Source organism: Solibacillus sp. NPDC093137, from assembly GCF_050280445.1.
Lineage (GTDB): Bacteria > Bacillota > Bacilli > Bacillales_A > Planococcaceae > Solibacillus > Solibacillus isronensis_B.
Genome location: NZ_JBNNVH010000001.1, coordinates 594,155 through 620,677, shown reverse-complemented (window position 1 = coordinate 620,677; position 26,523 = coordinate 594,155). Strand labels below are relative to the sequence as shown.

The 26,523-nt window shown below is 35.4% G+C and carries 32 protein-coding genes; 5 read left to right on the top strand and 27 right to left on the bottom strand.

What is annotated here, in order from left to right; all coding sequences use genetic code 11:
- Nucleotides 1-12: 12 nt before the first annotated feature.
- Entirely contained in the window at nucleotides 13-438 is a 426-nt protein-coding gene (locus ACQKN3_RS03150) for a hypothetical protein (RefSeq protein ID WP_427709309.1), read from the top strand.
- A gap of 100 nt (nucleotides 439-538) precedes the next feature.
- Here the strand turns inward: ACQKN3_RS03150 and ACQKN3_RS03145 are convergent, their stop codons facing one another.
- From ACQKN3_RS03145 to ACQKN3_RS03060, 18 genes are all read right to left on the bottom strand, one after another.
- Complete coding sequence (locus tag ACQKN3_RS03145; RefSeq protein ID WP_251687268.1) at nucleotides 539-1,018, bottom strand: GNAT family N-acetyltransferase; 480 nt, start codon at nucleotides 1,016-1,018, stop codon at nucleotides 539-541.
- Nucleotides 1,019-1,202: 184 nt separating this feature from the next.
- A complete protein-coding gene (locus tag ACQKN3_RS03140) occupies nucleotides 1,203-1,346 on the bottom strand; it encodes a hypothetical protein (protein ID WP_251687266.1) in 144 nt (47 codons plus the stop codon).
- A 133-nt stretch (nucleotides 1,347-1,479) separates the two neighbouring features.
- The gene (locus tag ACQKN3_RS03135; RefSeq protein ID WP_251687264.1) at nucleotides 1,480-1,890 is read right to left on the bottom strand and encodes a hypothetical protein; all 411 of its coding nucleotides are present in this window, start codon (nucleotides 1,888-1,890) and stop codon (nucleotides 1,480-1,482) included.
- Between the two features lie 79 nt (nucleotides 1,891-1,969).
- The gene (locus ACQKN3_RS03130) at nucleotides 1,970-2,539 is read right to left on the bottom strand and encodes a dihydrofolate reductase family protein (RefSeq protein WP_427709306.1); all 570 of its coding nucleotides are present in this window, start codon (nucleotides 2,537-2,539) and stop codon (nucleotides 1,970-1,972) included.
- Between the two features lie 26 nt (nucleotides 2,540-2,565).
- The gene (locus ACQKN3_RS03125; protein ID WP_427709304.1) at nucleotides 2,566-3,078 is read right to left on the bottom strand and encodes a GNAT family N-acetyltransferase; all 513 of its coding nucleotides are present in this window, start codon (nucleotides 3,076-3,078) and stop codon (nucleotides 2,566-2,568) included.
- Nucleotides 3,079-3,207: 129 nt separating this feature from the next.
- A complete protein-coding gene (locus ACQKN3_RS03120; RefSeq protein ID WP_427709302.1) occupies nucleotides 3,208-4,863 on the bottom strand; it encodes an alkaline phosphatase in 1,656 nt (551 codons plus the stop codon).
- A 162-nt stretch (nucleotides 4,864-5,025) separates the two neighbouring features.
- Nucleotides 5,026-5,811 carry a sulfite exporter TauE/SafE family protein gene (locus ACQKN3_RS03115; RefSeq protein WP_427709300.1) on the bottom strand — a complete coding sequence of 262 codons (786 nt, stop codon included), beginning with the start codon at nucleotides 5,809-5,811 and terminating at the stop codon, nucleotides 5,026-5,028.
- A 143-nt stretch (nucleotides 5,812-5,954) separates the two neighbouring features.
- Nucleotides 5,955-6,182, bottom strand: coding sequence for a sulfurtransferase TusA family protein (locus ACQKN3_RS03110; protein WP_251687253.1), 228 nt, complete (start codon nucleotides 6,180-6,182; stop codon nucleotides 5,955-5,957).
- Nucleotides 6,183-6,307: 125 nt separating this feature from the next.
- Complete coding sequence (locus ACQKN3_RS03105; protein WP_427709297.1) at nucleotides 6,308-7,435, bottom strand: MBL fold metallo-hydrolase; 1,128 nt, start codon at nucleotides 7,433-7,435, stop codon at nucleotides 6,308-6,310.
- A gap of 44 nt (nucleotides 7,436-7,479) precedes the next feature.
- A complete protein-coding gene (locus tag ACQKN3_RS03100; RefSeq protein ID WP_427709295.1) occupies nucleotides 7,480-7,875 on the bottom strand; it encodes a DsrE/DsrF/DrsH-like family protein in 396 nt (131 codons plus the stop codon).
- A 1-nt stretch (nucleotide 7,876) separates the two neighbouring features.
- A complete protein-coding gene (locus tag ACQKN3_RS03095) occupies nucleotides 7,877-8,437 on the bottom strand; it encodes a sulfurtransferase TusA family protein (RefSeq protein ID WP_427709293.1) in 561 nt (186 codons plus the stop codon).
- A gap of 50 nt (nucleotides 8,438-8,487) precedes the next feature.
- Entirely contained in the window at nucleotides 8,488-8,784 is a 297-nt protein-coding gene (locus ACQKN3_RS03090; protein ID WP_427709291.1) for a rhodanese-like domain-containing protein, read from the bottom strand.
- A gap of 13 nt (nucleotides 8,785-8,797) precedes the next feature.
- The gene (locus ACQKN3_RS03085) at nucleotides 8,798-9,139 is read right to left on the bottom strand and encodes a rhodanese-like domain-containing protein (RefSeq protein ID WP_427709289.1); all 342 of its coding nucleotides are present in this window, start codon (nucleotides 9,137-9,139) and stop codon (nucleotides 8,798-8,800) included.
- Between the two features lie 10 nt (nucleotides 9,140-9,149).
- The gene (locus ACQKN3_RS03080; RefSeq protein ID WP_427711570.1) at nucleotides 9,150-9,647 is read right to left on the bottom strand and encodes a DsrE/DsrF/DrsH-like family protein; all 498 of its coding nucleotides are present in this window, start codon (nucleotides 9,645-9,647) and stop codon (nucleotides 9,150-9,152) included.
- 30 nt (nucleotides 9,648-9,677) lie between these two features.
- Nucleotides 9,678-9,938: a metal-sensitive transcriptional regulator gene (locus ACQKN3_RS03075; protein WP_008404135.1), complete on the bottom strand. Its 261-nt coding sequence runs from the start codon at nucleotides 9,936-9,938 to the stop codon at nucleotides 9,678-9,680.
- Nucleotides 9,939-10,641: 703 nt separating this feature from the next.
- Complete coding sequence (locus tag ACQKN3_RS03070; protein WP_427709286.1) at nucleotides 10,642-11,415, bottom strand: GNAT family N-acetyltransferase; 774 nt, start codon at nucleotides 11,413-11,415, stop codon at nucleotides 10,642-10,644.
- Between the two features lie 408 nt (nucleotides 11,416-11,823).
- Entirely contained in the window at nucleotides 11,824-12,153 is a 330-nt protein-coding gene (locus tag ACQKN3_RS03065) for a hypothetical protein (protein ID WP_427709284.1), read from the bottom strand.
- A gap of 178 nt (nucleotides 12,154-12,331) precedes the next feature.
- Nucleotides 12,332-12,832: a GNAT family N-acetyltransferase gene (locus ACQKN3_RS03060; protein WP_427709282.1), complete on the bottom strand. Its 501-nt coding sequence runs from the start codon at nucleotides 12,830-12,832 to the stop codon at nucleotides 12,332-12,334.
- A gap of 413 nt (nucleotides 12,833-13,245) precedes the next feature.
- Between ACQKN3_RS03060 and ACQKN3_RS03055 the strand changes: the two genes are divergently transcribed.
- Both ACQKN3_RS03055 and ACQKN3_RS03050 read left to right on the top strand, forming a co-directional pair.
- Nucleotides 13,246-13,581: a hypothetical protein gene (locus ACQKN3_RS03055; protein WP_427709280.1), complete on the top strand. Its 336-nt coding sequence runs from the start codon at nucleotides 13,246-13,248 to the stop codon at nucleotides 13,579-13,581.
- Nucleotides 13,582-13,722: 141 nt separating this feature from the next.
- On the top strand, nucleotides 13,723-13,998 hold the full coding sequence (locus ACQKN3_RS03050) for a hypothetical protein (protein ID WP_427709278.1): 276 nt from the start codon (nucleotides 13,723-13,725) through the stop codon (nucleotides 13,996-13,998).
- A gap of 324 nt (nucleotides 13,999-14,322) precedes the next feature.
- On the opposite strand, the gene ACQKN3_RS03045 is transcribed toward ACQKN3_RS03050, so the two are convergent.
- Nucleotides 14,323-14,763: an NUDIX hydrolase gene (locus ACQKN3_RS03045; RefSeq protein WP_251687235.1), complete on the bottom strand. Its 441-nt coding sequence runs from the start codon at nucleotides 14,761-14,763 to the stop codon at nucleotides 14,323-14,325.
- A 228-nt stretch (nucleotides 14,764-14,991) separates the two neighbouring features.
- Entirely contained in the window at nucleotides 14,992-15,357 is a 366-nt protein-coding gene (locus ACQKN3_RS03040; protein ID WP_427709276.1) for a DUF3139 domain-containing protein, read from the bottom strand.
- A gap of 618 nt (nucleotides 15,358-15,975) precedes the next feature.
- On the opposite strand from ACQKN3_RS03040, the gene ACQKN3_RS03035 reads away from it, so the two are divergent.
- Both ACQKN3_RS03035 and ACQKN3_RS03030 read left to right on the top strand, forming a co-directional pair.
- Complete coding sequence (locus ACQKN3_RS03035; RefSeq protein WP_427709274.1) at nucleotides 15,976-16,938, top strand: S8 family peptidase; 963 nt, start codon at nucleotides 15,976-15,978, stop codon at nucleotides 16,936-16,938.
- 451 nt (nucleotides 16,939-17,389) lie between these two features.
- Nucleotides 17,390-17,725 (top strand): hypothetical protein, encoded by a 336-nt coding sequence (locus ACQKN3_RS03030; RefSeq protein WP_427709272.1) that lies wholly within the window; start codon nucleotides 17,390-17,392, stop codon nucleotides 17,723-17,725.
- Nucleotides 17,726-18,317: 592 nt separating this feature from the next.
- Here the strand turns inward: ACQKN3_RS03030 and ACQKN3_RS03025 are convergent.
- The 7 genes from ACQKN3_RS03025 to ACQKN3_RS02995 all read right to left on the bottom strand — a co-directional run bounded on the left by ACQKN3_RS03025 (nucleotide 18,318) and on the right by ACQKN3_RS02995 (nucleotide 26,133).
- Nucleotides 18,318-19,436 carry a hypothetical protein gene (locus ACQKN3_RS03025; RefSeq protein WP_427709270.1) on the bottom strand — a complete coding sequence of 373 codons (1,119 nt, stop codon included), beginning with the start codon at nucleotides 19,434-19,436 and terminating at the stop codon, nucleotides 18,318-18,320.
- Entirely contained in the window at nucleotides 19,423-19,920 is a 498-nt protein-coding gene (locus ACQKN3_RS03020; protein ID WP_427709268.1) for an RNA polymerase sigma factor, read from the bottom strand. Before ACQKN3_RS03020 ends, ACQKN3_RS03025 begins: the two co-directional genes overlap by 14 nt.
- 696 nt (nucleotides 19,921-20,616) lie before the next feature.
- The gene (thrS, locus tag ACQKN3_RS03015; protein ID WP_427709266.1) at nucleotides 20,617-22,536 is read right to left on the bottom strand and encodes a threonine--tRNA ligase; all 1,920 of its coding nucleotides are present in this window, start codon (nucleotides 22,534-22,536) and stop codon (nucleotides 20,617-20,619) included.
- Between the two features lie 535 nt (nucleotides 22,537-23,071).
- Nucleotides 23,072-23,461, bottom strand: a complete 390-nt coding sequence (locus ACQKN3_RS03010; RefSeq protein ID WP_340735045.1) for a hypothetical protein — start codon at nucleotides 23,459-23,461, stop codon at nucleotides 23,072-23,074.
- Nucleotides 23,462-23,732: 271 nt separating this feature from the next.
- Nucleotides 23,733-24,791, bottom strand: a complete 1,059-nt coding sequence (locus tag ACQKN3_RS03005) for an S-layer homology domain-containing protein (RefSeq protein WP_427709263.1) — start codon at nucleotides 24,789-24,791, stop codon at nucleotides 23,733-23,735.
- A 471-nt stretch (nucleotides 24,792-25,262) separates the two neighbouring features.
- Nucleotides 25,263-25,829, bottom strand: a complete 567-nt coding sequence (locus ACQKN3_RS03000; RefSeq protein WP_427709261.1) for a DUF2812 domain-containing protein — start codon at nucleotides 25,827-25,829, stop codon at nucleotides 25,263-25,265.
- The gene (locus ACQKN3_RS02995) at nucleotides 25,816-26,133 is read right to left on the bottom strand and encodes a PadR family transcriptional regulator (RefSeq protein WP_427709259.1); all 318 of its coding nucleotides are present in this window, start codon (nucleotides 26,131-26,133) and stop codon (nucleotides 25,816-25,818) included. The genes ACQKN3_RS03000 and ACQKN3_RS02995 overlap by 14 nt, the downstream gene beginning before the upstream one ends.
- Between the last annotated feature and the right edge of the window lie 390 nt (nucleotides 26,134-26,523).

Sequence of the window (26,523 nt, the reverse complement as noted above, 5' to 3'; positions counted from 1 at the left end):
AGGAGTGATTCGATGAAGAAATTTTTAACTATTACTGTAATTATTCTTGTTTTACTTGGAGCAGCCGGTTATGCTGTGTGGCATTTTGGGACAAATATCGCTTCCGAAAAAATCGTCGAACAAGTAGAAGCTAATTTAAATGATGAAGATAAAGAAGAAGTGAAATCCTATATTGCAAAAGATCCGAAGCTTCAGGAAATCGTAAACGAAGCAGCAACTACGAATCCCGATTCTCTTCCCTTCCAAACGAAGGAAGAAGCAACTCGTCTGTTAATCAAAAAAGTTGGCATTAATCGTTTACTAACGATTCAGGAGCAGGCGCAAAACGGTTCAATTAGTATCGATGAAGTAGTTTCTGAAATGGAAGGTACGCTGTCAGAAGATGAAATTTCTGCGCTAAAATATGTTCTATATAAGGAATTGTATAACCAGAATTAGTCAACCTTGTCAGTCTATAGCGACAGCTTCATATCGGTAATGCAAAATAAAACTCGATTTCGAATAAACGGAATCGAGTTCTTTTTTTATTAATTTATCTTTACATTATATTATGTATTTGGAGATTCTTTTGCATAGTTACAGCTGGAATTTCATCACCATTTTTATTAATGATGATTTCTTCCTTCACGATTTTATATCCCATTTTTGAATAAAGCGCGATATTATTCTTTTCACTTTTTCGAACTTTGCATTTTGAAACAAATATATTATTTTGCACAGCGTAGCTTTCTAAATATTTCACCAAGTTAGTTGCTACGCCCTTCCCTTGGTTCTTAGGTAACACAGACAATCTTGAAAAATAAATAAACTCATCATTTAAAATGCATTTCACGAGTGCTATTAATTCATCGTTATCGTATACCCCGAACATTTCCGTCCCTTGTTTTACCTCAGTAATAATGGAATCTGCTGTTTCATTTAAAGCACTGGAAGGTTGAGGATCTGTTTCGTAACGCTTGAACGCTTGATGGATCACTTTCACCGCTTTTGCTGGTTCAATATTCATTTCAACTTTCAAATTAACACCCCTTCTAATAAATATAAATCTATAATTATAATTATACATATATTGTAAAATAAAGTAAATTCAAAAAAGAACACTTTCCATATATCAGAAAAATGTTCTTTCAAGTCATATTTATTTAATCTCAAAATCACTTAGCAGATGCCTTGTATAGTAATGCTTGGTGAATGACGAGAATTCAATTCTTATAAAGAAATTCAGCGATCGAATAAACTATAGAAATAAAGGGTAGCGCAACAAAAAAGAAAAACCAGAAGAAATCCGCATTGTTAATTTTAAGCCTAGGTTTAACTTCTTTTTTTGCTTTTACACCAATCTCCATTACTACACTCCTTTACTACATAATTTTGAAGAAGATTCACTTCTTATTTATCCAAAACTGTAGTAAATCATATACCCTTTCTTTTAGGAAAGCAACCTATTTATCAACATAATTTTAAATGCATTTTTTGGGATTATCTTTCAATATAGATTACATCATCTGAAGGCTCAAGGTACTCTTTATCGCCTAAAGAAAAAGTGGTATGTAAACGTTCAATTTCTGCATACTGAACAGCTTTATCCTCCTTGACAAAAACCAATAGATAAATATCATCTCTTGAACCAATGTTGCTTGGATCAGTGAATTTAACGCCGGTCTGTTCTTCTATACCTGCCTGTGTCGTATATGGCTGAACTAAAAACGCCTTGTCCCATTCAAAATCTTCAAATGTGTTTAGATAGGTTTTGCTGGTACTATTATCGGATACCATAATAATCGATGAATGCAGTCTTTTTTCAATTTCTGTATTTCGTATCATATCGCTATTATTACAACCGGTTATCATTAGTAAAGTCAACAATATAACTGCAATTTGTTTGATCAATAGTAAATCTCCTTTTGGACCATTTCAGAACCTCTTCAGCTTACTGATTCAAGTCTGTCACCTGTAATTTACGATGCGATTAGTTCCCCTCATAATGATAAATGATTTGTACAACACCGGAAGAGAATGTTTTTGTATTCACGACTTTTAAATTTAACCTCTCTTGAATATCGATAAACAGCGGTTTGCCTTCTCCCAGTACGACTGGATGAATGGATAATCTAAATTCGTCAACAAGCCCTAAATTGATAAAAGTTGTAATGAGGCTTGCTCCGCCATATAGCCAAATATCTTTACCAGGTTTGTTCTTTAATTTAATCACTTCTTCACGGATGTTATCATTTATAAATATTGCTTTTTGATCGGTCCCGTTTTGAGTTCTGGAAAACACATATTTCTCTTTACTATGAACCAAATCCCACATCTCTTTGTCAGTTTCGGAGCCCCCTTCTTCAGGAATAAATTGTCCCCATAAGTCATAGCTTTTTCTGCCGTAAAAAATTGTATCTACTTGATTCAAAAAATCGTTAAAGTTCATTTCCGGATCCATAATGCACCAATCTATTTCACCGTTCTTTCCTTCAATCAATCCATCTAAAGTAATTGCCAAATCTAAAATTACTTTTCTCTTAGTTGTATAATCTGCCATAATCTTTTCTCCTTTTTTAATGCAGCTTACTTCCACTCTTCACCTAAAATCGCGTAGTAGTATTCATCCCACCACTCATCCCCGTTTGGAATGCATTTTTTGAAATACCCTTCCCTTCTCATGCCGATCTTCTCCATTACACGATACGATGGCGGATTTTGTGGCTGGCAAGTTGCGATCACTCTATGTAGTTTCATTTCTTCAAAGGCATATTGTAACATTGCGTGAGCCGCTTCAGTAGCATACCCTTTATTATAAAATTTCGGATTGAATACCCAACCAATTTCATAAGTATGATCGCCGAAATATTTACCGAAAAATAGATGCCCAATCAAAATATTTTCACCTTTCAATTTGACCGCGAACTTCTCCGCTTCCTCCCCCAAGTTTTGTTCGATAAAATCTTTTGCCATTTCTTCTGTAAAAACCCCTTCAGGTATATATTTCATCACATTGGCATCGGATGTATATTCATATACTACCTGTAAATCGGTCATTTCAAATTTCCGTATTAATAATCTTTCAGTTTCGACGTGCATTCCCTTACCTCCATGTTAACTAATATTTTCTAGTTTCGACATCGAATGATTGATTACCTTTAAAAAATTCCCCTGATTACTTTAAACAAAAAATCCTCACCAAACGAGCCGGCGAGGATAATTTAGCATTTACTTCAAATTCTTGATTGTTTCTTTTGAAATATAGAAACCACTTTCATTATATACGCTGATTGTATTTGTCTGAATTTCATTTGTAGTCTCTTTGCCTGATTTATCCGTTGTTTTTTTAATGATAACATCTTTATTTTCAGGAATTTCAAAAGTAGTCGTGCCTTTTTTCACTACAAGTACCGCATTTTCCTTATCCGAAAGGTCGATTGTAGTCGTTATTCCTTTGCCATTCAGTGCTGCTTCTGCGTTAGCGTAAAGATCTTTTGTTAATTTATCTAACTTAATGCCCATGAAGTTGGCCATTTCTTTTGCTAAATCAGTATTATCTACTAGTCCGGAAATGCGTTTTGGTCCATAAGAGTACAGGAATACGTCATCGCCTGTATGTCCTCCAGTAGTGTATCCTAAATCCGCACGTTTTGATAAAAGATTGACGAATGTACCGGCAAGCTTCTTCGTTTCTGTTGCATTCAGGGCAGCCGTTTCTTCTCCAGTTAAATGATCCAGTCCATATAGTTTCGCTACTTCCACTAAATTCGAACGATCTGGCTTTAAGTGGCTGAGTGCGCCTTCGACTGTCATCGTTGCCTTCTTCAATGGGTTAATATAATTGGAAATATTAATTTTGTCATATGTAGAGTTTGTGTTTTCATTACCAATCGTAATCCCGCTGTTGCCGTGGTCTGTTACAGCTATAACCATCGTATTTTTGTCTTTCTTCGCAAATTTCAGCGCTTCATTTACCGCATCATCGAATGACAAAATATCCGTCACCATTCCGATTGGATCATTCGCATGGGCTGCCCAGTCGATTTTACTGCCTTCGATCATCAGGAAGAATCCATCCTTGTCTTTGTTCAGCGTATTAATCGCTGTAGACGTCATTTCTGCTAACGAAGGCTCATTTGGATTTGTTTTCGTACGATCTAGTTCATATGCTAAAGAACTACCGGCAAAACTTCCGTAAATTTTATCGGATTTAGTTGTTAATAACTCATCACGTGTCGTAATGAGGTCATATCCTTTCTCTTCAATCACACTAACTAGATTTTCGCCATCTTTCCGGTTTTCTGATTTTAAATAATCATATCCACCGCCAAGTATCACATCCATATTTTGATACACTTGCTGCTCACCGATATCGTCATAGTTGCTGCGGGACGTTACGTGGGAAGAGAAACTGGCAGGTGTCGCATGCTGAATTTCAGAAGTTGACACGATTCCTGTAGCCTTGCCTAGTTGTTTCGCTCCTTCTAACACATTTGCAACTGGTTTAAATGCATTGTCGGGGTTTCCTTCTACGCCCGGCATATCAACTACGGATGGCAGTACCCCTACATACCCGCTGTTTGATTTGTGACCCGTAGCGAGAGCCGTTCCAGCCGGTGCCGAGTCTGTAATCGCTGATTCGGCCGAGTGTGTTGTCACACCACCTGTTAAAATTTCATCCATTGCGAGACTCTCGCCTTTGTACCAGCGTGCCAGCGATACCGCATTATTGCTGGAACCGTCCATCACAAGCATGATGACATTTGTCGGATCCTTTTTCGCCTGTTTTGCTTCAGCCTCTGAATTGAACTGCATAACCGAAAGTGATGATACTGCTACTGTCCCTGCAAGTGCATAAGTAAACCATTTTTTCTTGTTCTTCATCAATGAAATATCCTCCTAAGCAACCGCTAATTTGTAATTCGATTTCATTGTAAAGTTCTTTTGTAAATCTGGAATGCTAGATTTGTAAAGATGTATTGAGCCATTGTGAAAATGCAAAAAGAGAGGAGCTTAAACTGACGCTCCCCTCTTTCTAGTCTATTATTATTGTAAAATATCTACCCAAATTTTAATAGCTGTGGCACCGATCATAATCGCAAGGAGCCATTGCAGGATTTTAACATTCATTTTCTGTCCGACCTTTGCCCCAAGCGGAGCCGCGATAATACTTGCAATAATCATGATGAAAGCCGGCCAATATTCTACTTGGCCAGTCATCACTTTGCCGATACTGCCGCCGATTGATGAGATGAACGTAATGGCCAAACTTGTTGCAATCGTGATGCGCGTTGGAATTTTCAGCACCGTCAGCATAATCGGAACGAGTAAAAATCCGCCTGCTGCCCCGACAATTCCGGAACCTACTCCGACAATTAGCGCAAGGGAGCTCGCCAGTACTTTGTTGAATGTAATTTCTGTTTGCTCTTCAACTGTTTTCTTTGGAATCAGCATCATTACAGCCGCAATGGCAGCGAGTAGTCCGTACACAATATTGACGGCATCTTCAGATAAAAACCCTGAACCGTAACTGCCAATAAAGCTGCCGACCAAAATCGCGGCGCCCATATATATAATGAGATCCTTGTTCAGCAACCCGCTTTTCCGGTAAGCCCAAACCCCTGCAATTGAGGCGAATAACACTTGAACGGCGCTAATTCCGGAAACTTCATGTGCGGTAAATGCAACTAAACCGAACAATGGCGGAATATAAAGCAGCATCGGGTATTTGATGATCGAACCGCCGACACCGAGCATGCCTGAAAGAAACGAGCCGATAAAGCCAAGTCCAAATATGACCGCTATATACATCAATGATAAATCGATTTCCATATGTTTTCCTTCTTTCAAAAAATTCAATTATGCCTAGGCTGAATTTGTTACTTCAACCGGGGCCTATCTTTATTCAACGGGCGTGATCTACACCCGCTGAATAAAGATAAAGCGGATAGAATCAGTCTCTATCCGCTATTTTTTTATGCTTTTTGAATATAGAAGTACAGAACGCCCGCTTCTTCTTTTTGTTCTACGATAGAGTGGCCGCCTGCACCTGCCCATGCTTTGAAATCATTTAAAGCACCTTTATCCGTTACTAATACTTCTAGTACTTCACCAGAGTTAATTTTATCGATTGCCTTTTTCGTTTTTACGATTGGCATTGGACATGCTAAGCCTTTTGCATCTAATGTTTGTGTAATATTCATTTGAAATTCCTCTATTCTTAAATTTGTTTGTTGTAAGCGATCTATAAGTTTCCCGTGTAACACGGTTGTGTGCCTCTTTAGCGTGAGGCACACATAGGTTTAACATTTCAATTTCCAGCTTTCAATTAGCGTACTGCGCAACGGTTAGGACCGATCTCCATTTCCGTTTGCTCGTCGTTATCAGGTGTAATTTTGCCCATGTTAACGTGGCGAATTTCTTGGTAAGCGTTTGGCTGTGGTGGTAAGTTATCTGTTACCATTGAGCGGAATCCTGCTTCGTCTTCCACGTTTAAACCGTGGTTTTCAGCAAATAAATCTCCAAGGCGTTTTGCTACTGTTCCGTCTTCGTTCAGCTCGTCAATGATCATAAAGTGAGCTGGTAACACGATTAAGTCTTCTGCTAATGTGCGGTAGCGAGAATATAATGTTTCGCGTAAGTCTCCAACCCAGTCTTCGGCAAGTCCTGCTAAGTCTGGACGACCGATTGAATCGATGAATAAGATGTCACCTGTTAATAAGTATTTACCGTCGATGACAAATGATGTTGAACCGATTGTGTGACCAGGTGAATAAAGTGCGCCTACTTCGATTTCAGAAGCACCTAATTGTACTTTTAAACCGTCTTCAAGTGGTGCATAGTCAAATACCACTTCTTCTGCATCTTTAGGTGGTAAGTAGTATGTTGCACCAGTAGCTGCAGCGATGTGACGACCACCAGAAATGTGGTCAGCGTGTAAGTGTGTATCGAAAACGTATTTAATCTCAACACCTTTTTCTTCAGCGAACTTCGTGAATACTTCTGTGAAACGTACTGCGTCGATAATCGCCGCTTCGCCTTCAGAAATCGCCATGTAAGAAAGACAGCCTTTTCCTAAACGTACGAACTGGTATAGTTCACCTCCGTTTGCTAAATCGCCGACTTTAATTGGCTCAAGGTACATTGACCAAGATTTCATACCGCCTTCAAGGTAAGCTACTTCACGACCTGCTTCAGCTATCATTTCTGCGACCATGATAGAAGAGCCTTCTTTCGCACATACAACCAATACCTCTTTGTCTGTTGGGATTTGTGGTAAAATTTCTTCTACACCGTCTAATAAATCGAAGTAAGGAATGTTTAAGTACTCGAATTTGTGACCGTCAATTTTCCAGTCTTTAAATGCGTCTTCATTACGAACATCTAAAATAAACAATTCTTTGTTTTCAATTACTTTACGCGCCACTTGTGCGGCTGTCCATGCTTTTACTGTCATCTAAATTACCCCCATAGGTATATTTTTGTTTAAAATTTTTTATATTAAAACGTTAAAGTTGGTGCTGCATCCTTTGCGTATTCAAGGAATGTAACTGCACCGCCTACTTCAATACCATCCACGAAATCTTCTTTTGTCAGACCCATTACGTCCATTGTCATTTGACAAGCGATGAACTTCACACCTAAATCCTGTGCCATTTCTACTAATTGCGGGATTGCCGGTACATTTGCATTGGCAAAGCCTTCCGCAAAGTGTTCTTTACCTGCAGGCATTTCAAGTGCATGCATCCCTTGCTTGTGGATTAAGTTTAAGCCTTCGAAAGTGAAGAAAATTTCTACTTCCTTTTCAGAAGCTGCTGCTGCCGTTGCGATATTGAATACTTTATACGCATCGAAAAGTCCGCCATTCGCTGCGATGATTGCTACTTTGTTTGTCATATTACTCTACCTCTTTCTGTAATTCGCCTTCATAACCTGTCATTCCAGGCAAGACGTTGTATACTTTTGTAAATCCAGATTCAGCCAGTTGTTTTGCTGCCATATCTGAGCGTGTACCTGTACGGCAAATCACATAAATAGTTTGGTCTTGGTCCAGTTCATTCAAACGCTGTGCCAATTCACCCATCGGAATTGATTTTGCCCCGGGAATATGACCGAAAGCGTATTCTGCTGCTTCACGTACATCCAGAATCATGCCTTCTTCTTTTACAGCATCTTCATTTGAAATCGTATGTTCAAAAGATTTTTCCGCTGCTTCACTGATTTCCGGATTACATTTACGGATATAGTGATAAAACACACCGTTTACTTCATTTGATCCGATATATTGGTGGCCGACTGTTTTCGACCATGCCGCTAAATCTGCTACCGAGCCTTTGTCTGTTGCCTGAATTTCCAATACTTGTCCTTCTGCCACGTCATTCATCGCTTTTTTCGTTTTCACAATCGGCATTGGGCAAGCTAAACCTTTTGCATCAAGTTGTACGTCTGATTTAATCATCTTTATCCTCCACTCATACCAGTAAGGGTATAATTTATTTTAAAATTTTTTTATTTTACTTCGCCGTTCCATTCAAGCATACCGCCTGTCATATTCGTCACATCAAACCCTTGTGACTCCAGAAATGCTGTTGCCTGACCACTGCGGCCACCTGAACGGCAAACCATAATATACGGGATTTTTTTATCCAATTCATGCATGCGGAATTCCAGTAATCCTAATGGAATATGTGTAACGCCTGGAATATGGCCTGCTTCTACTTCCGCCACTTCGCGAACATCGATTAAATGAATCGCTTCTCCGGCTTCTAATTTTGCTTGAACTTGTTCTGCTAAAATTGTTTTCATTACATTTTCCTCCTTAGTATGCACTCATGCCGCCACGTACATTCGTGACTTTTTCATAGCCTAATTTTTTCAGTTGATTACATGCCTGTTTCGAACGCATCCCGCTCTGGCAAATGACAACAATTTCCTTATCCTTTGGCAGTTTAGAAAAATCGGAGCCAAGCGGGATATTTTTAAATTGCTTCACATTGCGCGCTTTATACTCAGCAGGTGTCCGTACATCGACAAAAACTTTATCTTTGTCATTGAGCACTGCTTTAAGCTGTGCCGTTGTCATCGTATTGACACCTTTTGCCGGCTTCATACGCCAGATCAAAAATGCTGCGATTACGGCGATTAATAAGATTGTTTCCATAAGTCACCTCTTAAATAAATAAGTTTACGTTTCCATCTTCAGCATCCGCCAAATAAGCGGCCACACCAGCATACTCGATACCGTCCAGTAATTCTTCTTTTTCAAGTCCCAGTAAATCCATTGTCATTGTACATGTCACAAGCTTAATGTCCTGTTCCTGCGCCATTTCAATTAACTGTGTCAACGTCAATGCATTATGCTTATTCATAACGTGCTTGATCATTTTAGGACCCATGCCTAGCATTTGCATTTTTGATAAACCTAATTTCTCTGCACCTTTTGGCATCATCTTGGCAAACATTTTTTCAAGGAAACCTTTTTTAACCGCTACCGGTTCTTGTTTTCTTAATGCATTGATACCCCAGAAGGTATGAAATATTGTTACTTCATGATCATATGCTGCCGCACCGTTTGCAATAATGTAAGCGGCCATCGCCTTGTCGTAATCACCGCTGAATAATACGATTGTTGTTCTTTTCTTTTCCAATGTATGTCCCCCTACCCCTATAGGTATATAATATTTAAAAAATAAAAAGCCTTATCGACTTTTTACTAGTAAATCTACTGCCTGTTTAACCATGGCATTTTTATCCATCGTTTCAGCATCTTCTTTTGAAAGACACTCCACTAAGTTATCCGTTACGATCACACCAATTGTACGGTCAACAGCAGAGCGGACAGCACTTAGTTGTGTAATCACATCTTTGCAGTCCTTTTCTTCTTCCATCATCCGTAAAATGCCGCGAAGCTGTCCTTCGACCTTTTTCATACGAGCCAACACTTTTGGATCATATTGCATACGCTCACCTCTTTTGAAATGATTTGTTACTCACACTATACTACCCCTTGGGGTATATGTCAAACATTTAATTTTGATAAAATTGCTTCCGAATAGCCATCAGTATGTCGGCTATTTCTGTCCTTATAATATACCCCATGAGGTATAATGTCAATGAAAAAGAAATCCTTTTTTTACACAGCTTATAAACACTTAGTAAGTCCTTACTTTAAAATTAGTAGGAAGTACTTTCAAATATGGTTTTTATATAAAAGAATTATCATTTTCAACTTACGTTACTTCATATATGTTTATATACCGTGCATAAAAAAACTGCCTAGGTAATGTTCTATAAAAAAAGCTATGAATGCTAATTTAACAGTGTTCATAGCTTTTCGGTGTATTCCCAACGTTTATTGGGTTTATTTTGTATACTTTATAAGTGCTTCTTGCTCTTTTATAAATTATTTTTTTATGTCCTTTACTGACATCTTTCACAAAATACATTGTTTGCAGTTCTTGCAATTGCATTATCTAATCTTGAGACCAGCATATTTTTTTCAGAAGGCATCGTTATATTAGCTGTAAATCGTTCACCTTCTTCAACTCCTAACTTCCATTTCATATAATTGGGGAATTTATTTACCTTCATAATACAGGAAAACGCGATTTTCTTATTGAAGAATCGCGCTCAATTGTTGTAAAGGGAGTTAGTTTAATGCTTCTAAACGAAAATTGAATAGTTAACAGGAGTAACAAACCCTAATTTTCCTGCTAATTTTATAGAAGAATCATTTGATACATCACAGTCCCATTTAGGAATGATACCACTTTCCAAACAAAACTCTATAAATGCGGTTGCGGTTATAGCTGCTAATCCTTTTCCTCTATAATCTTTGTGAGTAATGATATCAATCTCTGCAAATTCTTGAGATGAAAAAATTGCAGAACATTCACTAATAACTTTCTCATTATGTAAAATACAGAATCCAAAACCCTTTTCAATAAAATTTGACGTGGACCCCCAATATTCTTTATAGTAATCTTCATTAAATTCCAAGCTTTTCTTTATTATTTCTTTGTTTATTTTTTCTATAGTATATTCACTGGATAGTGCCACTTTTCTATCTATTTCTTTATCAGTATGTTCAAAAGAAAATCTGCTTAGTTGCTTTATTTCATCCTTTAACTGATTCATTATTGCACAATTCCATTTTTCCGATGTAGAAAATAAACTGAATCGTAATTTATTATTTTTCCTATGCCTATACAGTTCAAAGAGAAATTTATTAAAATCCAAGTTATCTACCTCTCCTCCCACAAAATAAATACCTGAATTTGTTCCAATCAGAACTGACTTAGGAGATTTAGAGTCTGCATAAACTGTTCCTTGTATATAGCCATCCATAATTGAATATACGAAAGTCGGACATGTTATATTGCTTTTGTTTAAAGTACTTTTTAACTTTTCAAAATCACTTTGATTAAGTATTATCACAAGTACACACCTCTATATTTTATTAAATTGTGCCATTTACTCAATTGTTGAATACCGGTAAGTTTTAATTAGCAATTTTGATTTAGTGAATATCGCTTTATATTTTATTTTGATATAACTTATTCCACTTCTTTTAATGTCTTTATAAATCCAGTTATCATATCTATATCAATATTTACTGATGGGCGAACATATAATTGATAAGTATATTTTCCAATTTTCCAATGAGCATACCAACCATAATATTGTGTAGTTTGTTTATGTAAAAACAATGTACCAATATTATCACCTTCTTTATTGGAGAGTTTGCCGCTCGATATCAAGATAATGCATAATGATGTTCGATTTGTAGATCATTTTTATACTGCTTACTGACTTATATACTTGTTAACTTAATTAAAGGATTTTTTAATGATAATAATCCCATCTAAAAAGCATATCAATCCACCTAAATAACTTAGTATCGGTTAATAAAGGCTTTATAATTAATAATGAAAGTATGAAAAGCAGATTCCTTAAATAAAATTTTTCTTTTTTATATTTATTACCCAAGAACAGCAGTAGTGCTAGATTAACAAAGTTCAGATAATACAACAAAATACCAATATACATCCCTATTACGCTTTGGAAATAAAAAGCAAAAGACCCTATGAAAAGCAAAAGCCAAGGAACAATTGTAAACACCCAACCCCAAATAACTATCTGTGTAGATATAGTTTTTAATTTTTGTTTTCCCATTATTAACCTCTTATTTATTTTACAGATATTCAAAAAGCTGAATATTTCTTATTCAATTAACTGGCCTTTTAGCTGAAGAAAATGCAATACTTTTTTCAAGAATTACGCCCGTTTGTTGAATATTATCAGTGATTACTGCTTTTTACTTGTACATCTAAGCATCTGTAAAATTAATTCGTTATTTTCCCTTCAGATTTTTAATCGCATGCACCGAATTATCCTGAATGATGCCTGTTTCTTCAAAACCTAATGAAGCATATAATTCTTTAGCTATGACATTATTTTTATGATAAAAGAGATTTACATATTGTGATTCACCATTTGGGAGACTTTCAATATCCACCAACATTTTTTCAAAAGCAAGCTTGCCATAGCCTTTCCCCTGATAACGTTTATCAATCATAAAATGCCAAATGAAATAGGCCTTTTTCCCGTAATAAACTTCATTTTGAAATGATTCATGATCCGTCGTATCATAAATATACATCAGAAATCCAATCATCGTATTATTCACATAAATAGCTAGTGGAGTAGCTGGTATACCATCTGTGTTCAACATATGCGCGTCTGCGAAGCTTCTAAGATTAGTAGTTTCTATAAATTCTTTCTGGTTTTCTTCAACATCAAGCGCTATTACTTCATCTATGTTATCCCCATCTATTTTTCGTAACTCAATCATCTTTTTTTCTCCTCTCATAAATCAAGTTACTTGATTTTAACATAAATATACAAAAATTCCTTATTGAGAGTTACTCCGTAATATGGCCCGAATGTTGAATAAAGTGTTTATATATAAATTAAGAATTAAAAATAATGCAATAAAAAAGAAGACCGTTGTCATAACAATGGTCTTTTACATATGTCTTTTATGGGTGGAGGTACACTAACGCCGCAGTGATGGGTAATACCTTGTGAAACGCGGAATAATAATTCTTCAAAAGCACTTTTCTTATTCAAGAAAAGCGCCCGATTATGGAATAAGCATGGCACTATGCTGATATACAACGTTAGTGACAAAATGTTACCAAACGACTGTTTGGTTGCGTTTTAGATTATACTGGTTTTAATCAACCTAACACGTAAGGAGTAACTATGAACGCTAAACGTCAGTATTTCAAATTGAATGAAGTTGATATCTTAGGTATTGTATCGGATTATTTAAGTACACAAGTGGATTTTGAGACCTTTAATTCAAGGCTTGCATTTGTAGAAAATGAAGATAACGAGTACAGAATCATTGCAGCTTATTGTGAATTAGAAGATGAATCAATCGATGAAATAGATTTTGAAGTATTGGATAAAACTCTAAAATTCAACGGTGAACGCTCAACAATGCCCAAAGAATTTCAAATAGATGTTACAAATCCTGAACAAAAAGCGATACTTCAAATGCTAATTACCAAATTAGATACAGAATCAAACGAATAACTACACTTTTCAAATACCAAAAAATGCACCTAAACAACGCTTTGGGTAAGTTTTTTAAAATTATTAACGTAAATTGGTAAATAAATAGTTTAAAGAGTAGGGTATAATTTTTGGATAGTGATTAATTAGGAAGAGGTTTATATGTTTCAAAATTTTTTTGAGAGAGCATTTGTAGTGACACTACATTTATTAAAATGGTTGTTTATAATATTAATTTGTTGTAGTGGGATTATTATCGGGCTGGTATTATTAGCGATTTTGGGTTTTGATATACCTGATATGGAGCCATTCATAAATATAATTTCAATACCTCTAATGTTATTTGGAAATAAAATTTCGCTAATAATATTAAATATTATTATTGCTGTTGTTGTTATTGTGAATCTTTTTCTTTTAAGAAAAAAATTAGAGGAATAAAAATTTATAAAGAATACAAATCTATACAAATAAACGTTCCCAAATCTAAGTATGGGGACACATTAAAAAGGCACGAACGTTATTATATCACCGTTTCGCGCCTTTTTGTATGAACATTCTGCAGCATTTTTTACAGATGACGAAAACCGTTGATGGCACGGTTATTTATACTTGCTGGGCTTGTTCTTTAATTTGCATAAAAACTTGTATAGAAAAGATCTTATCGTTATTAATTAGGATTTTTACTTACTCAACAATTTGGCCCGATTACGTAAAAAGCACAATTCTTTTCAAGAATTGCACCCGATTATGGAATATGAATAACTAATATTTCATCTGCAAATTACCTTGTAGTGTTTTCTCTGCAAGTTTAATGTTTTCTTTTAGAAATAAAGGTAGTTCCGTATGTGCAAGAACCTCAGATGTAGTCATCCAAATAACATCATCCACTTCTTCAGTACTTTTAGCGTAAGGTTCTCCAGATTTATGATGACATAGGAAAACAATATCGATCACATTTATCCCTGATTCTGTCACGAAGGAGGAGCTATTTACATATTTAATGCCTGTAATTTCGCTACCTACTTCTTCAAAAACTTCTCGTTTTAATGTTCTTTCCAGAATATCAGACGAAGCACCTTCAATTTCACACTTTCCTCCTACTAATGAGAGACCTCCACCAGCATGCTCTTCCTTTTCGCTTCTGCGGATTAAAAGCCATTTCTCATCGCGACGAATTGCCCCTTCTACATTTACTACAAACATAATATACCCCCTGAAATTTATACTTTTAAACACTTGGCCCATTTCATTTCGAAGACGCTTTTTTTCTGCAGAAATACGCCCGGTTATAGAACCTTTAATCAATATCCTATTAACAATATAACATACCAATTATTACCATTCTATAAACCTTGTTCAACAATCTGGCCTTATAACGGAAAAAAGCGATCTTCCTACTGAAGAATCGCGTTAAATTTATAGAAATATGTATTATTCTATACTTATATGTGTGTTTTCCACAGGATCGTAATTTTTCAAATTTTCGGTAAGAATGGTTTTCCCATCAATTGTATAATACTCGAATTGCCCCTTTAAATCATTAGCTAAGTATAGATAGATTATATTCGGTTCGTTTTTAAAAGACACTTCTACATAATACTTGGGTATACCAAAAAAGGTCCACTCGCTTTCAATAGTAACGATTTCCGATTTCTCATAGCCCTTAACTTCTGTTAAATACTCCATAACAATATCAGAAGCACGATGTTTTTTGAACTGAATGAATCCAAAAGTAGCGGATATCACTAATACTACCAGCATAGCAAGGATAATAATTAATCTTTTAATTTTAACCACTCCCCAAATACTGTAATAGTTTTAAAGGCTACTAAAGGATGTTATATAAGTCATAATACTAGAATTTTTAACATGTGATGGCGTTACCCACGACTTACTTGAACCTGTCAATCCTATATGTGTTAAATCAATTGAGCTATTATAATAAAATGCTTGCCAAATATCTTTTTCAATTAGAATTCCTCCAATCATATTATGAATAGTTCTCAATAAAGTTTGTAACTTGATAGTGGGTCTAGCTATTTTAAATTCTTCAAAGAGTAGCAATCGTTAAAACTTTTTCATATCCCCCTTTTAAAAAACCCTTTAATATTATAAGGTAATTTTTATGCACCACCGAATGAAGCAACGCCTAGCCGCTTAATCTGGTATAACAATGGGCCGTGGAAACGAACAATTGCCTATCGTGATGAAGTGCCTCACGACTTCCCAGAACCCTCAAAGACCCCTTATTATGTGTGATTGACTAATAGATACCAATACTTTTTTCACTTTTAAAATTCAGTTAGTTAGATAAAAACACATCTATTGTAACTTTTAATAATTATTCAGAATTGTTAGACTATTATCAACTACCATGAATACACTTAAAACTTAATTCTTTCAGGAGGGATACAAATGGAGAAAAAGTTACACTTATTACCATATCAAGTGGATGAAGTGGTCGAAATGGTCGAAGTGGTGCCAAAAGGTATTGAAATAATTGCAGCACCAGAAATTTGGGAGAATTCTAAAGGGCAGGGAATCACTGTTGCGATATTGGACACAGGCTGCGACATCACCCACCCTGATTTGAGTGAGCGTATTATCGGCGGACGGAATTTCACTCGTGATGATGATGGACAACCTGATGTATACATCGATTATAATGGCCATGGAACCCATGTGGCTGGCACAATTGCTGCAATTCATAACGGCACGGGAGTAGTTGGTGTTGCACCTGAAGCAAGTTTATTGATTTTAAAAGTGCTTGATAAAAGTGGATCAGGACAATACGACTGGATCATAAATGGTATTAACTATGCAGTTGAACAAAAGGTGGATATCATCTCCATGAGCCTCGGAGGTTCTGTCGATGTACCTGAGTTACACCAGGCTATTCAAAATGCAATCACTAATCAAATTCTAGTAGTTTGTGCCGCTGGTAATGAGGGAGATGGACAGAGTTCTTCAAATGAATTTGCCTTTCCCGCCTGCTACAATGAAGTCATTAGCGTCGGATCCATTAACCTGCAACGCAGTTCTTCTGAATTTTCAAATTCGAATAATGAAGTCGACTTAGTAGCCCCTGGTGAAGGAATCCTTTCAACGTATTTAAACGGAACTTATGCAAAACTAAGCGGAACTTCGATGGCAACACCGCATGTATCCGGTGCACTTGCACTCATAAAAGTGAATGCCAATAGAAACTTTGAACGAAATCTGACAGAGACTGAGCTGTATGCACAATTAATAAAGAGAACCATTCCTTTAGGAAACTCGCCAAAACTCGAAGGTAACGGATTGCTGTACTTAACAACAGAGAAATACTTATCGGAGGTGTTCAACCAAGAATTATCTGCAAAGGCGTTGAAAATATAATGGAAAAACTAAATTGGATATACTGTGAATGGGAAACGGCCAAGTCAGACTTTTTAATAAGGTAAATCGCTCCTTATTATGACGAAAAGAAAGATGAGGAAGTCAGAAATCAATACTATCAGAGCATTTCATTCACAGACGCCAATCTTTTAGATAGCATTCACACACTGCTTGAAAAAACACATACAAATCGGTTAAACCGTTCGTAAATGAAAGTTTGTTAACATTTCAAACAGCGACAAGCACTGTTAATTCAGTGTTTGTCGCTATTTTTATTAGAAAATAACGCTCTGAGATATCATTTTAAAAAGAACTTCTCAATTCACTCGATTTGAATGGAGGTAACATATAAATAGAATCACATTGAAAAGATACAAAAGGACGCTTTGGTAATCAACGAATATTACCTAATAACCAATAGTTTCATGGTAAAATTTCGAAGAGGTGTTTTATGAAAAGAATACTATTATGTTTAATTTCTTTAATTTGTTTAGCTTCACTAGTTGGGTGTATCAAACAGGTTAAGGAGGTGGACGGTGAATTTTTATTAGGGCAATTCGGTACTGATTGGAAAAAAGAAACTTTTTATTTGGTAGCCCCAATTCAATGGACAGGTGAATCCCCGATAACACTAAAATCGATTGAATTCGTTAAAGATTATCCCGACTCGCTTACTACATACGAAGAAGATGGTATAAAGTATGAGATTTTCGGAGCAGAACCATCAATGAAAACTGGTTTATATGATGAATCGTATGGAAGAGAATTAAAAAACATAAACGGTTAAGAAATTAATGGTGAAGGAAAAATTGTTATAAAATTTTCGCTGGGTGATGTAAAAGTAGATAAGGCACGCAGATTAAAAATTAAATTTGATAGTGACGGAGAAGAAGTTGAAAAAATTGTTGTATGGAAAACACTTGAATTATTAACAACGGAGACTCGTTAAAAATTATTTGTTTTGTTCTCAGCAATCTTTAAATTGTAGAGATTATAATATATATAAACAAGATCTTAATAACGTTCCTAAATCAAAGTATAGGGTCAAAAAAAATCGGTAAACGTTGTTGTGCAGCGTAAGATTTTTATTCAAGAACTGATCCTAAAACGGAAAAACGCGTTCTTCTTATTGAAGAATCGCGCCCAGATTGTTGCATAAGGTATACTCATATATATGATGCTTTACAACATTAAGCACAGAAGACTTCCCAAATACGATTTTGGGAACGGGGTTGAATTATAATAGCATGGAAATGAAAATTGCCAAGAGACGCTTTGGGATGGTTTTTACTTCATAAAGGATTTTTGATGCGCCCAAACAGAATCAGAAGGACATCAATGCAAGCATTTAAGAGTGAATTGATGTCCTTTCTTAAAAGCTAATAGATTCCTCTACTAAAGGCTGGCTGCCAAATTCCTTGTGCATTTTTCTCCATACCTAGCTCTGTTTGTGTTCCTTCAATTGAAATAAATTTTACAACCCCGATTGTATCTGTTTGTTGCTCAAACTCTGCATTCTCTAACCCCGTAAAGAGGTTTGCAATAATAAGGCGATTTATTTCCTCTGTAAACAACTCCTGACGTACGATTTTTGTTTTCTCATAATATCTTCGAACACTTTCTGTTTCTTCGTTAATATTTGTTGTAAACAATGCTTCATATGTTTCATAATCTTTTTCAATATCGCTTAATAAAAACATTTTAGTAATCGCTTGTGGTGTCATATTTTTTAACTTTTCAACATTATAATCCGTTTTAAAGGCAACAAAAACTTGCTGCTCCTGTTCAGTCAATTCAAATGTTAGCTCAAAATTTTGGAATCCTACGACCTTACCTACTAATTGCCCTTCATTAATTTTCATAATCGTGTGGCCTTCCTCATTGTCATAAACAACAAATTCTTTTTCTTTAGTAGAAATCGATTTGTCAATGAATGGCTCTGGCTTTGTTCCCCAATTATGAAATAAGTAAGAATTATTAAATGGATCATTGATATCCTCATTTTTTATTTGCTCATTTAATCCATGAACTTTTAATGCGGTATTATCTACTAAAATTTGCCCTTGATTCATTGTTACATTATCGTCACCTAATCCTAATACAGTTGAAACTACAAGCCCATCAGTACCATAAAAGGCAATATAATCTCCATACGTAATCGTGGCTTCCTTATCGATAATCATTGGCAAAAAATGCAGCATCCATTGTTCCCCAAGTAGATGGGCATATTTCGGTTCAATTACGTCTAAAGAGGAAACATCATCAACAATCGGTAGTAGCTCATTTTGCTGACTAGCTGTTTGTAGGTTATTCTTTTGAGAAAATTCAACGAATAGCATTAACCCAATAAATAAACAAGCTACAATAGATACCGAGACGACCTGCCAGTTACTCTTTCTTTTTAATGGTTTAGGTTGCAAAATGCGTTGCTTTATGTCGTTTGTAAATGGGGCATCTTGTCGTAATTCCTCTTTTAGCTTGGCTTTAAATTCCTTCATAAAATATTGCCTCCAGTTCCTGATTTGTTTTCAACAATTCTCTCGCTCGACGAATCCTTGTACGAACGGTGTTTTGTGATACATTTAATAAACTTGCAATTTCAGAAACATCAAATTCTTCATAATAAAACAGTATAGTGACTTCCCTATAATGAAGTGGTAATGCGAAGACAATTTGCTTTATAGTTGTATAATCTTCGGTTGATATATACGTTTGCTCAACTGATGGTTCAGTTCTGCCTAGTGGTAAAAGTTTCGAAATAAATGATTTTCTCTTTTGTTTTCGTAGTTCATCATGACAACAATTAATAGCGATACGAGTTAAATATGTTTTCAATGAAGCATCATTTCTAAAATCGTCTTTATGTAATTGATACTTCATTAGTACGTCCTGTGTAACTTCCTCTGCAAGCTGAAAATCCTTCATATACAAATAATTAAGATGATATAAATATTCACCATATTGTTCTACAATTTGTTCCAACGACAACTCACCTCGCTTCAATTCTACTACTTAGACGCTTATTTCCTAAAAAATTGTTCAATCCCCTGAAAATATTTTTAGAATAGCCTTTTAATATTTACATTTTAAGGGGTTACTTAAAGAAGAGTGCGGTTTTAGCAGTATTTGATGCGACTTATAGTCATTTAGATGATGTAACAGTTACCTCTGCATTTCCCCAACTTCAGAATGTTAATTTAAGGAATAATTAGTTATAGAAGGTATTACTTAATTAAGTGTTACAGTGTAAACTAACGGTGCTTAAGTGCATTAATTATTTAAATAGTATACAAAATAAACCTAAATAACGTATCCAAATAAAAATTTGGGAATACACCAAAAAGGCACGAAGGTTGTTTAATCAACGTTCGTGCCTTTTTGCGAGGACTATTATTTATACAGATTTTTATACAAATAACACAAACAGTTGATGCAACAGCATTTATACTTGCTGGGGTTTTTCTTAATTTGCATAAAAACATGTACAGTATATTTCTTATCGTTGACGCTACCCATAAATAATGTTATTCCACAATCTGGCCCGATTGTGGAAGATTGTTTTTCAATTATGACTCCTTAACGTTATAATCGAATTTAAAGTCAAGGCACTAAACGAAAAGAATACGTTTGTGCCTTTTTATTTCTATGTGAGTAAGGACTATTCTAAAACATTAAAATTTACAGAGGTAATTTTTTATCACGTAGTTCTTTTTGAATCTGTTCATTAAAAGCATCAATAGATATTGTATTCAATCCATTCTGTTTATACGCTCTTACAGTGACAGTTTCATTTTGTTGTTCTTGATCACCTAATACAAGGATATACGGTATTTTTTGCAATTGAGCATCTCGAATTTTTCGACCTAGCTTTTCGTTACGTTTATCAATAGATACTCGAATATTTGCTTGACGCAAATGTGCTGTAACTTTTTCTACATATGCAGTATGAGTGTCAGACACGCCAATCACCTTTACTTGTTGTGGTGCTATCCATAATGGGAATGCACCGCCAAAATGTTCGATTAAAATACCTAAGAAGCGATCTATAGAACCGAATACAGCTCGATGAATGACAACTGGACGCACTTTCTCATTGTCTTCATTCACATATGTTAAATCAAACTTCTCTGGTAGTTGAAAATCTAACTGTACCGTTGCACATTGATGGCTACGTTTTATGGCATCTCGAATATGAATATCGATCTTCGGTCCGTAAAATGCACCGTCTCCCTCATTAATTTTATAAGGAATGCCGAGTCTGTTTAAAACATTTTCAAGTGCTTTTTCAGCTTGATTCCATAAGTCAAGTTCTCCCATATAATCTTCAGGACGTGTGGATAACTCCACTTCATATTCAAAATCGAATACTTTATATACGTGATCAATAATCTGTAATGCGAGTGCAATTTCGTCTTCTATTTGTTTCGGTGTGACGAAAATATGTGCATCATCCTGACAGAATGTTCGTACGCGCAGGAGCCCATTTAATGCACCACTAAATTCATGTCGATGCACTTGACCAAACTCTGCCATACGAATCGGTAAATCTCGATATGAATGTAAATCATTTTTATAAATCAGCATATGTCCAGGACAGTTCATCGGTTTTAAAGCGAACTTTTGCTCATCCACTTGTGTGAAGTACATATTTTCTTTATAGTGCTGCCAGTGTCCTGATTGTTCCCAAAGGCGTTGATTCATCATTAATGGTGTACGTACTTCATTGTAATCGTAAGTTGCTTGCAAATTGCGTAAAAAACTCTCTAGTTCATTACGAATAATTTGACCATTCGCTAAATAAAACGGCATCCCCGGTGCCTCTTCTGAAAACATAAATAATTCTAATTCTTTCCCAAGCTTACGGTGATTACGTTTATCAGCTTCTTCAAGGAATACAAAATAATCCTCCATATTCTCTTTCGTTGCAAAGGCTACCCCATAAATGCGTTGCAACATTTGATTATTGCTATCGCCACGCCAATACGCACCTGCAATATTCATCAACTTAAAGTGCTGCAAACTATTTGTCGATGGCACGTGTGGCCCTCTACATAAATCAACAAACTCTCCTTGTTCATAAATTGTGATCACTTCATCTTCGGGAATCGCTTCAAGCAGTTCCAACTTTAGATGATCACATGCAAAAATAACCATTGCTTCTTCTCTCGATATTTCTCTACGAATTACTGAATGATTTTCACTCACAATTTTTTTCATCTCACGCTCAATTGCTTGTAAATCCTCCGGCACGAGTGTATGACTCATTTCGATATCATAATAAAAACCACTTTCAATAACAGGTCCAATGCCGAATTTTGCATCTGGATATAAACGTTTCACAGCTTGGGCTAACAAATGTGCTGTTGAGTGACGAAGTACCCCTAAGCCTTCCTTTGATGAAGCATCATACAGCGAAATTTCAGCGTCCACGTGAATTGGTCGTGTCAAATCGGTTGTCGTAGTATTTACACTTCCCACAATTGATTTTTTCGCTAAGCTCGGACTAATTGACTTGGCAATTTCGGTTAGCGTAACACCTTTGGCAAAGCGTTTTTGCTCGCCATTTGGAAATTGAATTGTTACTTCTTGATTTGACATACTACCTCTCCTTTTCATAAATTAGTAAATTAAAAAAGCATATATTCATCCGCAAAGGGACGAATATATGCTTGCATACCCGTGGTTCCACCCAAATTCCTACTGTCTGAAATACTTACAGTAGCTCATTGATACAGATAACGCCTGTACACGTTACTAGTTTCCTAGCACAGCTCCAAGGGAGTAAAACGAATTATCCAATCAGGAAACTTTCAGCCGGTGATTTCCCTCTCTTTTGACCTTCACTAAAACGATTCATATCCTCTTCATTGCTTTTTAAAATTGAAATTAATATGTAATTTAATACATTACCAAATTAATGTCAATACTCTGTCTCCAATAATTAACATGATAAATACCCCATATTTGTTACTGTTATTGGATTTTTCATTACATAATTTTTCTTAAATATATAGAGAAGCTCTTTTCTTATTCAAGGAAAGCGCCCGATTGTTGAAGATCGTTATGGGTGCCCCCAAACTTTTATATGGGATCAATTGCAATGTAAATTGCATATTTGATATACAATGAAAAGTTACTGCTCAACAATTAAAAATTTATTATCTTTTATATCGTAGTTACCGTATTTCCTTGAAAGTATAACTGTTTTTAGGGCATATTTTTCATCAGCAAATACTAATAAAAAACGGTCTTCTAAAATATCAATTCCCCCGTTATTACCTTTAAATTTAATTTCCATAGATTCTTCAATAACTTCATTTGTTGTATAAGGTCCAAACGTAGCGACTTGAGTCCAATCGAAATCGGTAAGCTCACTTAAATCAATTTGTGTTTCACCATTTTCTAAAAGGGAGCCAATTTCCTTAGCTAAAAGCGTGTCTTGGCTAGCTCCATTTTTTTTCAATACAGTAACAGCTAAGCCTAGAACAGCAAAAATTAGAATTACATAAATCATTTTTTTCATAACTACTTAAACCTCCTAAATTTCCACATTCCATATTTTAGAAGACGTTAAATAGTAAGTGATAGTTCCAAAAGCGTCTTATGGTAATATCCCTTTAACAGATTGTTATTAAACAATATGACCCTTTAATGAAAAGTGACGCAATCCTTATTAAAGAATCGCGCCCGATTGTTAAATAACTTAATTTATACTGATAAAAAAATCTTTCGAGTCAAGCTTATAAATTCAAGCAACAAAAATGGGTTGTCAAGCATCCCATTTTTATTGTTTCTTATTTTTCTGGTGTTACATCTTTATAAGAAACTTCAAAATTACCCTTTGTTCCTGTAACAGTAATTTCAAGAACTTTTTCCTTACCAGTTCCACCATTATCAAATCTTGCAAAAGTCTTACCAACTTTTTTAGGCTCAAGAATGGCATATTCATTGTTTACTGTTCCTGCACTAGCCCATCCATGAAGTAATCCTTGTGTTTCATAGTTAGAAATTTCCTTAATAGAGATAATTGAAGAGTCATCAATTATAGCCTTATCATCTTTCCATCCTCCACCTGCTCCAATAGAGACACTTCTATTAGTTATGTCAAAGTCTTTGAAGTATAAATATTCATATTGAGTTCCTTTTTGCATACTGTTAATCATCAATGCTAACTGAGAACGCTTAAGGGCTTCTCCTTGTTTAAAATTTACTACCTCAAAATCATGGTGTTCATCTTTATATCCTGCTTTATATCCAGAAACAAATCCATAATAATTCATCGTTTCAATCGCTTGACTGAACTGACCACCAAATCTAAGCCAAACATCACCACTCTCAACGGCACTATTATCGCCACCACCAGTATAAAACGTAGTATCACTAAAGAATTTGAATCCTACATCTTGAATACCGATTAATGGAATTTCAAATCCTTTTACTAAAATTGAAGACATTTGCCCACGAGTTAAAGGGTCGTTAATGCCGAATACACCGTTGCCTTTCCCTTTAACAAGCCCTGCATTCTCTAATGCGGCAATATATTTATAGAATTGATGGTCTTTTGGAACATCCTTAAATTTAGGGTCTTTAACATTTTCAATATCAAGTTTTAAAACTTTTGCGATTATACTAGAAGCTTGACCTCGTGTTACATTCTCGTATGGTCTAAAGCTGTCATTAGTTCTGCTAATAGCTTTTTGTTCTATCAAGCTTTCTACTGCTGAATAGAAGTTGTCAGATGTCTTTACATCTTGGTAATGCACTGAACTAGCACTTGCATCTGCACCTGTACCCATCATACTTGTGAAAAATAAACCTGTTGCTAACCCTGCTGTAATTAATGTCTTCTTCATTTTCCTTCATCTCCTATAACACTTATTCCATTTTAAGTTTGTTTATATTTCTGTACATCGTCTTATGATTGACATACCTACACATACCTATCCTGCTGTACAACGCTGTACAGACGGAAAAAATGAAAATTAGTTTCAAATTTATTCTAATTTTTTTAGCAAGTCTTTTAAAACTATGGAGGGAGAAGAAGATTAATCACTAATATGCTCCAAATTAACAACGGCCTTAACTCAATTATCATAACAATGAGGGTCACTATGAATTGTACAAACCGTTTACTTGGGGAACTCCTTTACATCTTTAAAGCACTGCTTGGTAACAAAAATGACTGTTCTTCAACAATATGGCCCTATACCGGAAAAACGCGATCCTCTTACTGAAGAATCGCGCCCGATTGTGGAAGACACGAGGATAAAAGTAAGATAGACTTTTGCTCAACATGTTATTTAAGACATTATGACCTTTTCGTATTATTGCTCTTTTAATATGGAATGTATTCGATAAGCTTTATAAAAACTGCTACCTAAGAAAATTGTTATGAGAGCGGGACACGACCTTAAAAGGGCAAATGGCGTTTCAAATAAAAAAGCTTTCCAAAATAATGCCCCTTCCATACTCCAAAGACCTTCCGTTAAATATAAGCCCGAATCTTTGTAAATCATATAAGAAATAAAAAATGATACTACAGTTAAACCAGATGTATAATTCATCACTCTTTTATAATAATTACTCTTGGATTGGCGATCTGAATAGAGTTCATTTACAGCATCAGCTTCTTTTTGCCAATACTGTAATCCACGCTGGGAACCCTTTATACAGTTCCATCCAAAATCCTCATACATCCCTTTGTAGTCTTCAAACTTTTCCTTTGGTAAATACTCTTGATAATCCAGTCGCATCACATATCGCTTATCAGTCTTTTCGAATGTATATATGCCTAATCCACTAATATTCTTACATTGAAAGCCATTTTGTAATTGCTTATTCAGCCATTTCTCTTCTTTATCAATATCAAAAAAGCTCTTAATTTTTATCATTCAAATCACTTCCTTCATAAAGGGATAGAATATGGTCCAATCTGTTTTTTTCCATTTCCAAAATTGCAAATCCTTCGGCAGTAATCCTAAACACTTTTCTACGGCCATCTTCACCAACTGGTTCAATCCAACCCTGCTTATTCAAGTTTTCAATCGCACCGTATAATGTTCCTGCTGCTAAAATTACTGTGCCATTACTCATCTGTTCGATTTTCTGCATTGCGGCATAACCGTGAAGTGGCTCACGTAGCGCTAATAAAATGTAATGCATCGTTTCAGACAATGGCAATAATTTATGTTTCATATTTTTCACCCCATATTCAGTTCAACTATTCAGTTATACTTAGTAATAACATAATACAGTTCAACTGTATAGTCAACTTATTTCCATATTCGTAAAAAGTTTATTAGTATAAGCGTTAACAGAACACAATAAAAAAACCGCTTTCCTTTCAATATGGATAGCGACTTCTGTTTAATCTTTTTGAATTAAATGGCCCTTTAACGGAAAAACGCGATCTTCTTATTGAAGAATCGCGCCCGATTGTGGAATAACAATTGGTTTCTATTAGCAGCCTTAATTAAGCACTAATATCAATTTATTTCCATGACTTTAATTGCATTGTCTATATTTTACAGGTGTAAGATGTTGCCACTCTTTATAAACCCAGGCTAATGCGCCAATACTTAGGGA